The organism is Mesorhizobium sp. M0139 (genome assembly GCF_040322455.1).
Classification (GTDB): domain Bacteria; phylum Pseudomonadota; class Alphaproteobacteria; order Rhizobiales; family Rhizobiaceae; genus Mesorhizobium.
Genome location: NZ_JAMYTN010000012.1, coordinates 130,005 through 142,178, shown reverse-complemented (window position 1 = coordinate 142,178; position 12,174 = coordinate 130,005). Strand labels below are relative to the sequence as shown.

Annotated in this window: 11 protein-coding genes; 4 read left to right on the top strand and 7 right to left on the bottom strand. The window is 64.7% G+C overall.

Annotation, left to right across the window (positions count from 1 at the left end):
• Positions 1-61: 61 nt before the first annotated feature.
• Entirely contained in the window at positions 62-1,573 is a 1,512-nt protein-coding gene (locus tag NKJ58_RS21430) for a sugar ABC transporter ATP-binding protein (protein ID WP_023830342.1), read from the bottom strand.
• Positions 1,574-1,710: 137 nt separating this feature from the next.
• Here NKJ58_RS21430 and mtnK point away from each other — a divergent pair, with 137 nt between their 5' ends.
• The 3 genes from mtnK (at position 1,711) to fba (ending at position 5,464) form a co-directional block, all read left to right on the top strand.
• The gene (gene mtnK / locus NKJ58_RS21425; protein WP_023668574.1) at positions 1,711-2,979 is read left to right on the top strand and encodes an S-methyl-5-thioribose kinase; all 1,269 of its coding nucleotides are present in this window, start codon (positions 1,711-1,713) and stop codon (positions 2,977-2,979) included.
• Positions 2,976-4,070 carry an S-methyl-5-thioribose-1-phosphate isomerase gene (gene mtnA, locus NKJ58_RS21420; protein WP_352853765.1) on the top strand — a complete coding sequence of 365 codons (1,095 nt, stop codon included), beginning with the start codon at positions 2,976-2,978 and terminating at the stop codon, positions 4,068-4,070. The genes mtnK and mtnA overlap by 4 nt, the downstream gene beginning before the upstream one ends.
• A 329-nt stretch (positions 4,071-4,399) precedes the next feature.
• The gene (fba, locus tag NKJ58_RS21415; RefSeq protein ID WP_023687044.1) at positions 4,400-5,464 is read left to right on the top strand and encodes a class II fructose-bisphosphate aldolase; all 1,065 of its coding nucleotides are present in this window, start codon (positions 4,400-4,402) and stop codon (positions 5,462-5,464) included.
• A 161-nt stretch (positions 5,465-5,625) separates the two neighbouring features.
• Here fba and NKJ58_RS21410 read toward each other — a convergent pair whose 3' ends face one another.
• The 5 genes from NKJ58_RS21410 to NKJ58_RS21390 form a co-directional block, all read right to left on the bottom strand.
• Positions 5,626-6,732, bottom strand: coding sequence for an isopenicillin N synthase family dioxygenase (locus NKJ58_RS21410; RefSeq protein ID WP_245263121.1), 1,107 nt, complete (start codon positions 6,730-6,732; stop codon positions 5,626-5,628).
• Between the two features lie 137 nt (positions 6,733-6,869).
• Complete coding sequence (locus NKJ58_RS21405) at positions 6,870-7,526, bottom strand: methionine ABC transporter permease (RefSeq protein WP_023668578.1); 657 nt, start codon at positions 7,524-7,526, stop codon at positions 6,870-6,872.
• Entirely contained in the window at positions 7,507-8,595 is a 1,089-nt protein-coding gene (locus tag NKJ58_RS21400) for a methionine ABC transporter ATP-binding protein (protein ID WP_023687042.1), read from the bottom strand. The genes NKJ58_RS21405 and NKJ58_RS21400 overlap by 20 nt, the downstream gene beginning before the upstream one ends.
• Positions 8,596-8,678: 83 nt before the next feature.
• On the bottom strand, positions 8,679-9,533 hold the full coding sequence (locus NKJ58_RS21395) for a MetQ/NlpA family lipoprotein (RefSeq protein WP_352561269.1): 855 nt from the start codon (positions 9,531-9,533) through the stop codon (positions 8,679-8,681).
• Positions 9,534-9,705: 172 nt separating this feature from the next.
• Positions 9,706-10,389 carry an SDR family NAD(P)-dependent oxidoreductase gene (locus tag NKJ58_RS21390; protein WP_023668581.1) on the bottom strand — a complete coding sequence of 228 codons (684 nt, stop codon included), beginning with the start codon at positions 10,387-10,389 and terminating at the stop codon, positions 9,706-9,708.
• A 213-nt stretch (positions 10,390-10,602) separates the two neighbouring features.
• Here NKJ58_RS21390 and NKJ58_RS21385 point away from each other — a divergent pair, with 213 nt between their 5' ends.
• Positions 10,603-11,718, top strand: a complete 1,116-nt coding sequence (locus NKJ58_RS21385) for an anhydro-N-acetylmuramic acid kinase (RefSeq protein WP_023751856.1) — start codon at positions 10,603-10,605, stop codon at positions 11,716-11,718.
• Here the strand turns inward: NKJ58_RS21385 and NKJ58_RS21380 are convergent.
• Positions 11,715-12,134: a GNAT family N-acetyltransferase gene (locus NKJ58_RS21380; protein ID WP_023701529.1), complete on the bottom strand. Its 420-nt coding sequence runs from the start codon at positions 12,132-12,134 to the stop codon at positions 11,715-11,717. The genes NKJ58_RS21385 and NKJ58_RS21380 overlap by 4 nt on opposite strands.
• Positions 12,135-12,174 lie beyond the last annotated feature (40 nt).

Below are 12,174 nucleotides of genomic sequence, written 5' to 3'. Positions count from 1 at the left end.
TCAATACCCAACTCAAACCCGTGCACTCCATTCCAACCCTCAGTTCTTCAATCATCGTGGCTCAGGCCGCACTGTGCAACGGCCCGCCCGCGACTTCGGCCAGCAGACGGTCGAGATCGACGTCGGCGTTGCGGTGTTCGCCGACGATGGTCTGCTCGGACATCACCAATATGCGATCGGCCGTCTCCAGTGCCTCGTCGAGTTCGGTGACGAACAGCAGCGTGGCGCGGCCATTGGCGCTGGCCCTCAGCTTGGCGGCGATGTCGCGCCTGGCGGAGATATCGACGCCCTGGAACGGTTCGTCGAGAATGAACAATCGGGCGTCCTGCGCCATCCAGCGGGCCACCATCACCTTCTGCTGGTTGCCGCCCGAGAGAGTGGTCATCTCGTCCTTCTCCGAGCGGCAGACGATGCCGAGATCCTCGATCTGCCGGCGGGCAATAGTGCGTTCAAGGCCGCGTTTGAGAACTGAAAAGCGCGACATGCGCTTGTGGAAGGGCAGACTGATGTTTTCCTGGATGTTGAAGCCGCCGACGATGCCGTTTTCGGCACGGTCCTTGGCGACCAGAAACACGCCGGCGGCGATGGCTTCGCCCGTCGACCCAGGCGCATAGGGCTTGCCATATAAAGTCATCGTGCCGGACAGCGGCTTGCGCAGGCCGAACAGCGTCTCGGCGAGCGCTGTCTTGCCGACGCCGACGAGGCCGGTGATGGCAACGACCTCGCCGTCGCCGAGCGTCAGCGAGAATGGCCGGGCACCAGGGGCGATGCGCAAGGAATCGACGGTCAGGATCGGCTTGGCAGAACTCCTGGCTTCGATGCGGTCAAGATGGATCTTGCGGCCGAGCATGGCGTTAACGGCACCCTCATAGTCGAGAGGCTTGCTGTCGAAGACGCCTGAGATGACGCCATCGCGCATCGAGACGATGCGGTCGGCCAGCCGCCTGATATCCGACATGCGATGCGAGATGTAGAGGATGGCGACGCCCTGCTCGCGCAAGCGGTCGAGCAGCGCAAACAGCCGGTCGGCCTCGGCGCTGGACAGCGACGAGGTCGGCTCGTCGAGGATCAGCACTTTCGGCTGGTGCGCCATGGCGCGCGCGATGGCCACCATCTGGCGATCGGCCAGCGACAGGTCGCTGATGCGGGCCTTGAGGTCGATGGCGAGCCCCATGCGGTCGGCCACCGCTTTGGCTTCGCGGCGCACCCGGCCGGGGTTGAACAGCAGCGGCGCGCCCTTGCCGCTCAGCCGGTCGAGCGTCAGATTGGTGGCGACATCGAGATCGGCGACGACGCCGTCATTGATGTTTTGGTGCACGGTAACGACACCGGCGCGGATCGCCTCTGCCGGCGTGTTCGGCGCAAAGTTGCCGCCAGCGAGGTGCATGATGCCGCCGTCATGGTCGTAGACGCCGCTGATGATTTTGACGAGGGTGGACTTGCCGGCGCCGTTGGCGCCCATCAGCACAGTGATCTCACCGGCATGCAATTCGAGCGAGACGCCGCCAAGCACCTCGATATGGCCGAAGGATTTCCTCAGCCCGTCCACGCGGAACACGGCATCATTGCCCATTCGTTCCTCCCTGACGATGACGCTATGGGCTACGTGATCAATTGTCAACTCGATTGACAATTGCCAGTCAGCTTCCTAGCTTGGCCTCACCGCCATCGCTCCACTATGATTGGAGCGAGCAAGCGGGAGGGTGAGGAATGACTGCGAAATTGCCGTTTGAAGCACTGTCGGTGGAGACGCTTGCAACGCGCCTCGGTACGAACGAAGCGCTGTGCGCCAAAATCGGCAAGGGCCCTTGGAAGGTGCGCGAGGTCGGCGACGGCAATCTGAACCTCGTCTTCATCGTCGAAGGCGGCTCGGGTGCGGCCGTGGTCAAGCAGGCCCTGCCCTATGTTCGCCTCGTCGGCGACAGCTGGCCGTTGCCGCTCAAACGCTCCTTCTTCGAGTATCACGCGCTGACGCGGCAAGAGGCGCGCGCGCCGGGCTCGGTGCCGGCGATCCTCCATTTCGACGAAGCCCAGGCGCTGATCATCATGGAATATCTGGCGCCGCCGCACATCATCCTGCGCCGTGCCCTGATCGACGGCCGCGAGTTGCCAAATATCGCCCGCGACATCGGCCTGTTCATGGCCCGCACTTTGTTCCGCGGCTCTGATCTCTCCATGCCCACCAAGGACCGCAAGGCCGACCTGGCGCTGTTTGCCGACAATGTCGAGCTCTGCGGCATCACCGAAGACCTGGTGTTTTCCGACCCATATTTCGATGCCAAGCTGAACCGGCATACGTCGCCGCAACTGGACGGCCTGGTTGCCGAACTGCGTGCCGACCGCGACCTCAAGGTCGAAGCGCAGCGGCTGAAGCATATCTTCGCCGCCAATGCCGAGACGCTGCTGCATGGCGACCTGCATTCGGGCTCGATCATGGTCACCGACACCGAGACGCGGATGATCGATCCGGAATTCGCCTTCTACGGTCCGATGGCCTTCGACGTCGGCATGCTGCTCGCCAATTTCTGGATGTCCTACTTCTCGCAGCGCGGCCATGAACAGAAGGGCAAGCGTGACGCCATGCGTGCCTATCTGCTCGGGGTGACCAACGACACCTGGACGGTGTTCCGCGCCGAGTTCTCGCATCTATGGCGCACCGAGCGCACCGGCATGCTTTACCAGAAGAGCCTGTTCGAGGATCAGGGCGACATTCTCGCCTCGGAGCAGGCGCTCGACCATGTGCTGCACCAGATCTGGACCGACCTCTTGGGCTTTGCCGGCATCGAGGTGCACCGGCGCATCCTCGGCCTCGCCCACAATGCCGATTTCGAGACCATCGAGGACGAGGATCTGCGGGCCTCCTGCGAGGCCAAGGCGCTGAAATTCGGCCGTCACATCGCCGTCAACCGGCGCCAGATTCACGGCATGGACGAGGTTAATAATCTGGCCGCTTTGATCGAACGGGAGAGCAGGATTTGAACGTCGGCGAGCGCCACTACCGCACCATCTGGCTGAGCGACGACCAGCGTTCGGTCGAGATCATCGACCAGCGCTGGCTGCCGCACGAGTTCCGCGTCGAAAGGATCGGCACAGTCGACGGCATCGCCACCGCGATCCGTGACATGTGGGTTCGTGGCGCGCCGCTGATCGGCGTCACCGCGGCCTACGGCGTCGCCATCCAGATGGCGGACGATCCGTCTGACGAAGCGCTCGACGCGGCCTGGGAGACGCTGCACAAGACGCGGCCGACTGCGATCAATCTACGCTGGGCACTGGACGAGATGCGGCGGTTCCTCAGGCCGATCGTATTGGGACAGCGCGCGGAGGCGGCCTATAAGCGCGCCGCGGAAATCGCCGACGAGGATGTCGATCTCAATCGCGCCATCGGCGAGAACGGGCTTGCCATCATCAAGGAGATCGCGGCACGCAAGAAGCCGGGCGAGCCGGTCAACATCCTCACCCATTGCAACGCGGGTTGGCTGGCGACGGTCGATTACGGCACCGCCACGTCGCCGATCTATCTCGCCGTCGAGGCCGGCATTCCGGTCCATGTCTATGTCGACGAGACGCGCCCGCGCAACCAGGGCGCCCAGCTGACCGCCTGGGAGATGGCCGGCCACGGCGTGCCGCACACGCTGATCGTCGACAATGCCGGCGGCCATCTGATGCAGCGTGGCGCGGTCGACATGGTGATCGTGGGCACCGACCGCACCACGGCCAATGGCGACGTCTGCAACAAGATCGGCACCTATCTCAAGGCGCTCGCCGCCTCCGATAATGAGGTGCCCTTCTACGTCGCTCTGCCCTCGCCGACCATCGACTGGACGGTGGGTGATGGGCTGACCGAAATCCCGATCGAGGAACGCTCCGGTGACGAGGTGTCGCTGGTCTGGGGCAAGACGGCGGACGGCAAGATTGCGCAGGTGCGGGTTTCGCCCGAAGCGACGCCGGCGGCCAATCCGGCGTTCGATGTGACGCCGGCACGGCTCGTGACAGGGCTGATCACCGAGCGCGGTGTGGCCAAGGCTTCGCGCGAAGGGTTGAAGGCGATGTTCCCCGAACGCGGATAATCTCCCCCCCTTTGAGGGTCCCTTGAGGGGGAGATGTCGCCAAAGGCGACAGAGGGGGCCGGCGCGTCCTGACGCGACCTCCCAGCAGCGACAGATGATGCTAGCGCTCCAGTCGAACCGACCCCCTCTGGCCTGCCGGCCATCTCCCCCTCAATGGGGGAGATTAGCGCCTCACCGGCTGGCTACCGGATTTCAGCCCTGCAACAAGAATTGCGGCCTCGATGGCCGCTGACGGTTGCGGTTCTGGCGAAATCCGGCCAGAAGCATCTAGGCCGGCAATCGGCCGGCCCGCGACGTTGCGCTTGAAACCAGATACGGGAGACTATTGGGTGGCTCGCATAACACTGAGACAATTGCTCGATCACGCCGCCGAGTACGGCTACGGCGTACCCGCTTTCAACATGAACAATATGGAACAGGGCCTCGCCATCATGGAGGCGGCCGAGGAGACCAAGTCGCCGGTCATCCTGCAGGCAAGCCGCGGCGCCCGCGCCTACGCCAATGATGTGGTGCTGGCCAAGCTGATCGACGCGCTGGTCGAAATCCACCCCGACATCCCGGTCTGCATGCATCTCGACCATGGCAACAACGAAGCCACCTGCGTCACCGCCATCCAGTACGGCTTCACCTCGGTGATGATGGACGGCTCGCTGAAAGAGGACGGCAAGACGCCGGCCGACTATGCCTACAATTCCGGCATCACCCGGCGCGTCGTCGACATGGCGCATTGGGGCGGCGTGTCGGTGGAAGGCGAGATCGGTGTGCTCGGTTCGCTTGAGAGCGGCGGCGGGGAGCAGGAAGACGGCCACGGCGTCGAAGGCGCCATCAGCCACGACCAGCTCTTGACCGATCCGGAACAGGCGGTCGAGTTCGTCAAGGACACCCATGTCGATGCGCTGGCTGTCGCCATGGGCACCAGCCACGGCGCCTACAAATTCTCACGCAAGCCGGACGGCGCGGTGCTGGCGATGAACGTCATCGAGGAAATCCACCGCCGCCTGCCCAACATGCATCTGGTCATGCACGGCTCGTCCTCGGTGCCCGAGGACCTGCAGGAAATCATCAATAGATATGGCGGCCAGATGAAGCCGACCTGGGGCGTGCCGGTGGAAGAGATCCAGCGCGGCATCAAGCACGGCGTGCGCAAGATCAACATCGACACCGACAACCGCATGGCGCTGACCGGCGCCATCCGCAAGGTGCTGACCGAAAACCCGAGCGAGTTCGATCCGCGCAAATATCTGACGCCGGCGATGGCGGCGATGCGCAAGCTGTGCAAGGAGCGCTTCGAGCAGTTCGGCACCGCCGGCAATGCCCAGAAGATCAAGCCGCTGCCGGTAGCTGAGATGGCCAAGCGCTACAAGTCGGGCAGCCTTGATCCGAAGTTTGGGTGAAGTCCCCTGGCGCCTCTTCCTTCTCCCCTTGTGGGGAAGAAAGAAGAGCTATTGACATAAAAAAGGCCGGGCGCGAAAGCGGCCCGGCCAAAAGAAGGTCAAGAACCTTCAGAGGGGAACACCGTTCGGTGGAATGGGAGGAAACCGCCGAACGATAATTCCTATATGCGCGCATTCGCTGCGGTTGGCGACGAACGGCTTTCTAAAACAATGCGGGATGCGGAAATTTCGTTCTTGTCTTCCAAGATTTCAGCCGGCTGAGCGCCGGTTTCCAGGAGATCGGCGTAGTGCCGGCGCGCCACGTCGGGATGCGAGCGCAGGCGGCTCTTCAGCACATTGGTACCGACATTGCGAAACAGCGGATTGTCGGGATCGCTGGCCGGACCCCGCGCCTCGGCCGCCAGTTCCTCGGGCAGGTCGAGCAGCGGAATCGTGGCGTCGAGCCGGGCGCTGAAGAAGAACGGGACCGAGACGCGCTCGACGCCGGCTGGCGGTGTCACCACACGGTGGACTGTCGCCCGGAGATAGCCGTTCGACGCCAGTTCGAGCAGTTCGCCGATGTTGACCACCAGCGTGTCGGGCAGCGGATCGACGTCGACCCAGGCACCGTCATATTCGACCTGCAGGCCCTTGCTCTCGTCCTGCAGCAGAAGCGTCAGGAAACCGCCATCCTTGTGCGCGCCGACGCCCTGGTTGTCGCCGGTGGCGTCGCGGCCGGGGTAGCGCACGATCTTCATGCGATGGTTGGGCTCGGCCCGGTAGACGGGATCGAAGGCGTCCTCGGCCTGATCGAGCGACAAAGCGAAGGCCCGGAGCAGCCGGATCGCCACCGCCGTCGCCTTGGCCTGCCATGCGAGCAGCGCCGGCTTCAGCTCGGGCAGCGTGGCCGGCCACTGGTTGGGCCCTTGCAGCCGCGTCCAGGCGGGCACGCCGGGGCCTTGTTCGATGGCCGGGCGTTCGACGCCGATGTCGAGCTGTTCGCGCCAGTCGGCCTTGCCTTTGGTCAGCTCGCCGCCGGCGCGCGTGTAGCCGCGGAACTGCGAGGACTTGACCATTTCAATTGCCAGTTTGTCGGCTTCCGGCAGGGCAAAGAAGCGGCGCGACGCGTCGAGCACTTCTGCGGTATCCGCAGCCGATATGCCGTGGCCGGTCAAATAGAAGAAGCCGACATCGCGCGCGGCCGTGCGCAGGTCGAAGAGAAACGTTCGCCGTTCCGAAGCGCCCTGCTCGAGGCGGCCGAGATCAAGCACGGGTACGATCCTGGGCATGGTCAAGCTCCTTGTTCCGCTGTCACGGTGGCACGCAGGCCGGTCCGATCAAAGCAACGCGCAACCCAATCTCGGCGCCGATAGAGAAAGCCGGCGCTGCGTTTGGCAGCCTGCCGGCAAATAACGTTCGTGGCCGCTCATCCGCGCCGGTCCAGCCTGGCGACCAGCCGGTCGCCGACCCACTGGATGCCGCAAACGAGAATGATCAGCACAATGACCACGGCGACCATGACGCTGGTCTCAAAACGCTGGTAGCCATAGCGGATGGCGAGATCGCCGAGCCCGCCGGCACCGATGGCGCCGGCCATGGCCGAAGCGCCGATCAGCGTTACCAGCGTCACGGTGAAACCAGCAACGATGCCGGGCAAAGCTTCGGGCACCAGCACCTCGCGGATGATCGTCCAGCGATTGCCGCCCATGGCGCGTGCCGCCTCGATCAGGCCGCGATCGACCTCGCGCAGCGACACTTCGGCGATGCGGGCATAGTAGGGCGTCGCCGCAATCGACAACGGCACGATCGCCGCCCAGGTGCCGATCGAGGTGCCGACGATCAGCCGCGTCACCGGGATCAGCGCCACCAGAAGGATGATGAAAGGCACCGAGCGGAAGCCGTTGATGACGGCGCCGAGCGCGCGGTTCACCCACAGGCTTTCGGCAATGCCGCCGCGCTCGGTGGCAATCAATGCCAGGCCGAGCGGCAGCCCGAAGACGAGCGAGATGAGGCCCGATGCCGCCGTCATCAGGACCGTCTCCCAGATCGAGCGCAGCAGAAGTTCAAACAGAACCGGCGACATGGCCAAGCACCTCCACCCGTGCGTCGCGGGCCTTCAGGAATGCGATTACTTTGGACAGATGTTTCGGATCGTTGCCCGCGACCGCAAGGAACAGCGTGCCGACCGGCTGCTGCTGGACATGGTCGATGCCACCATGGACGAGGCGGAACCGTCCCGGCACGGCCACCGCAAGATCGGACAGCAGCGGACCGCGCGCGGCCTCACCTGCAACGTCGACCCTGAGGATGAGCTCGGCGCCGCCTCCGGGAGCAAGCCGGCCGGCAATCTCGGCCGGCAGTTGCGGGCGGATGCCGCCGAGCAGGCTCCTGGTGATTTCGGAACGCGGCTCGGCAAAGACCGACCACACCGGGCCTTGTTCGACGATGCGCCCGGCATCGATCACCGCGACGCGGTCGGCGATCGAGCGGATCACCTCCATCTCGTGGGTGATGAGCAGGATGGTCAGGCCGAGCTGCCGGTTGATGTCTTTCAGCAAGGCCAGGATGGAGCGCGTCGTCTCCGGATCGAGCGCTGAGGTCGCCTCGTCGGACAGCAGCAGCGCCGGCCGCGCGGCCAGCGCCCTGGCGATGCCGACGCGCTGCTTCTGGCCGCCCGACAGCGAGGACGGATAGGCCTTCGCCTTCTCCGACAGGCCGACGAGGTCGAGCAATTCGGCGGCGCGCGCCAGCCGTTCGGCCTTTGGGCGGCCCTCGATCTTCAGCGGCAGCGCGACATTGTCCTCCACGGTCTTGGCCGACAGCAGATTGAAGTGCTGGAAGATCATGCCGATGCGACGCCGCAGCGGCTGCAATTCACGCTCGCCGAGCCGGCCGATCTCGCGGCCCTCGATGAAGACGTCGCCGGAGTCCGGCCGCTCCAGCCCGTTGAGGCAGCGGATCAGCGTCGACTTGCCGGCGCCGCTGCGGCCGATGATGCCGAGGATCTCGCCCTTGCGCACCGTCAGCGAGACGCCGTCGAGCGCAGGCGTCGCGCCGAAGCGGCGCTTGAGGTCGACCAGGCGTACGACATCTTCCTGCCCGGCCGATATATTGACCGGACCGGATGCTTCGGCCGTGACGTGCTGGTTCATCTCACTGTCCGTTTCGATGCTCGACAAATGCGACGGCGGCCCGCTCAACAGCGGGCCGCCTGCTCCTGACAACCAGGCGCCGATCAATAGGCGCTGATCCCGGTGCCCTTGTAGACCTTGTCGAACTCGGCCTTGACCGCCTCGTTCTGGTAGGACGCGACCAGCGTCTTCACCCACGCCTCGTTCTCGTTGCCGGATTTCACGGCGATGAAGTTGCGGTAGGGGTTGTCGGCCACCGGCTCCTGGGCGATGCGGTTGTCCGGGCCGAGACCGCTCTTCAGCGCCCAGTCGGTGTTGACGACAGCCGCGTCGAGATCCTCGACCGAGCGGCCGACAATGCCGGCGTCCAGTTCCTTGATGACGACCTTCTTAGGGTTCTCGGCAATGTCGGCGGTGGTCGCCAGGATGCCGGTGCCGTCCTTCAGCTTGATCACGCCTTCGTTCTGCAGAACGCGCAACGCGCGGCCCTCATTCGAGGGGTCGTTGGGCAAGCCGATGACGGCGCCTTCGGGCAGGTCGGCAACCTTGGTGTATTTCTTGGAGTAGAGGCCGATCGGCCAGACGCCGGTGTAGCCGACGCGCACGATGTGGTACCCTTGGGTCTTGATCTGGTTGTCGAGATAGGGCTGGTGCTGGAAGGCATTGGCGTCGATCTCGCCGCGCTCGAGCGCCTCGTTGGGCTGGGTGTAGTCGTTGAACACCACGGTCTCGACGGTCAGGCCTTTTTCGGCGGCCTGGGCGACGACGACGCGCCAAACATCCTCATCCTCGCCGCTGATGATGCCGACCTTGATAGACTTCTTGTCCTCGGCGAAGGACGGCGTCGGCTGAGCCAGACCGACAAGCGTGACGGCCGAGGCAAAAAGTGCCGCAAGGGCAGCTCGCCGGCTGATGGCTAAAAAAAGAAGAGAGCTGGAAGCGTTTCCACGTTCGGACATTGTCGATCCCTCGTAATCCTGAAGTCATTGCGGCGAGGTGGAATACCAAGCCTTGACGACATCATCGGCAATGCTGCTTGCCGGATCAAAGAACCGCATTTCTTCTCAAACACGAAGCCGGGAATATTCTCTCAAAGATTTCGCAATTGCGAGAACGGCCACGCCGGACCGGTCAGAATGTCTCGACAAAGGGCCGCAGCTCGACCTCGAAGCTCCAGGCGCTGCGATGCTGGCGATGGGTCGCGAGATAGGTCTGCGCGATCGCATCGGGCGACAGCTGGCTGTCCGGTCGCTCGGGCTTCGTCCCGACCGGCTCGATCTGGCCGTCGATAATGAAATGGGCGACATGGATGTTCTTCGGGAAGAGTTCGCGCGCCATCGACTGAGCCAGACCGCGCAGGCCGAATTTCGGCATGGCAAAGCCGGCGGAGTTGGGAAAGCCCTTGATGCTGGCGGAAGCGCCGGTGAAAAGAATCGAACCGGAGCCGCGCGCAAGCAGCCGCCGCGCCGCTTGCTGGCCGACCAGGAAGCCGCCATAGGCGCCGACAAGCAAGGCTTGTTTGACCGCATCGGGATCGACCTCGGCGATCGGGCCGCGCGTGCGGCCGCTGGCATTGAAGACGGCAAGGGCCAGCGGGCCTTGCTTGTCGGCGGCGTCGAACAGGCCGGCGACGGAGGCCGGATCGGCGACGTCGGTTTCGACGGCCAGCGCGCCGGTTTCCCCGACCAGCGCCGCGAGTTTGGCCGTGTTGCGGGCGGCCAGCACCACACGATAGCCTTCCGTGGTGAGAAGGCGTGCCAAAGAGGCGCTCAGGCCCGCACCCGCGCCGGCGATCACTGCGACTTCGGATGCCATGTCGTTTCTCCTTGGCGATGACGTGTTCGTCTCATAGCTGGCGTCTTGAGCGGCGAGACGCAAGAACGGCGTTGCTCGATTTTCGCTGTTCGGTGAAAAACTCTGCCGGCAGGTTCGGAGCAATCGACCGCGGCCAGGGTCTTGCCTGGCGAGACAATCCGTCCGACAGGTGATTGCGTTGGAATCGCAAACGGTGTCGCAAGGGAGTCGACCGTGGAACCAATCTGGGCCGTCGGCCTGATGACCGGCACCGTGCTTGACGGCAATATCGACGTGGCGCTGATCAAGACCGATGGCGAGCGGATCGCCGATTTCGGCACCTATACGCTGGCCCCCTACCCCGCAGCGATCCGTGCCTTGCTGGAGGAGACGCTGCGTCAGGCCCGGGTGTGGAATTTCGACGGGCCGGAGCCGGCGATCTTTGCCGAAGCCGAGGAGGCGCTGACGCGGGCGCAGTCGGCGGCGGTGAAGGACCTTGTCGAAAGCTACGGCCTGACCATGGGCGATATCGGCGTGGTCGGCTTTCACGGCCAAACCGTGCTGCATCGTGCCCCGCAACCCGGGCGGCGCGGCGATACGCGCCAGTTGGGCGATGGCGCGCTGATGCATTCCATTTTGGGCGCCAAGGTCGCCTATGATTTCCGCTCGGACGATGTGCGCGCCGGCGGCCAGGGCGCACCACTGGCGGCTGCCTACCACGCGGCGCTTTTGAGGGAAGCCGACGCCAGCGGGGACACCGCTGTGCTCAATCTCGGCGGTGTCGGCAACGTCACTTGGTGGGACGGCAAGGACAACATCGTCGCCTTCGACACTGGCCCGGCCAACGCGCCGCTCAACGATTTCATCAAGGCAAACGGCCTCGGCGAGATGGACCGCGACGGCGCACTGGGCGCGGCCGGCACCGTCGATGAAGTGCGGCTGGCCAAATTGCTCCAGCATCCGTATCTGACCAAGCCCTATCCGAAATCGCTCGACCGTTTCGACTTCGGCGCCGCCATGGCCGACGGCCTCGGCGCAGAGGATGGGGCGGCGACGCTGACGGCCTTCACCGTCTCGGCCGTCGGCAAGGCGCTCGATTTGTTGCCGCGCCGGCCGAAGCGCCTGGCGGTCAGTGGCGGCGGCCGCCGCAACCCGACGATGATGGCGATGCTGGCGAGGCGCGCCAACGTCGAGGTGGTGCAGGCCGAGACACTGGGCTGGAAAGGCGATGCGGTGGAGGCCGAATGCTTTGCCTTCCTTGCCGTGCGCGTGATGCGCGGCCTGCCGATCAGCTTTCCCAGCACCACCGGCGTGCCGCGGCCGATGCAAGGCGGGCGGCTGGCAGGTTAGAGCTTCTTCTGCAGGAAGATGCGGCTGCGGCCGATGGGAAAGTCAGGCAGCTCGCCGAAACGCCGGTAGCCTTGCCGCTCATAGACTTTGGCCGCTGTCGGATTGAACGTGTCGATCCAGGCGTTCTGGCAGCCCCGGGCGACTGCTTCGCGCTCGGCAGCGTCCAGCATGTCGCCGGCCATATGCCGGCCGCGCAGGCGTTCGTCGACCCACAGCCATTGCACATAGAGCCAGCCCCAGGCGGTGTATCCCGAAATGCCGGCGACGACAGCGCCGTGCTCGTCACGAACGAAGACCGCGATCGGCTTGCGGCCGGAGGGGCCGACATCGCCGTCATTGAACGCCGTCAGCCGCTCGGCCAGGAAGGCGAGGTCGTCTGACGAGGGGTCGGCAGTGGTTTCAAGCGTCGTCTTCATCCGGGCGGGGCTCGCATGGCAAGCCAAGCTCTAGCGAAGG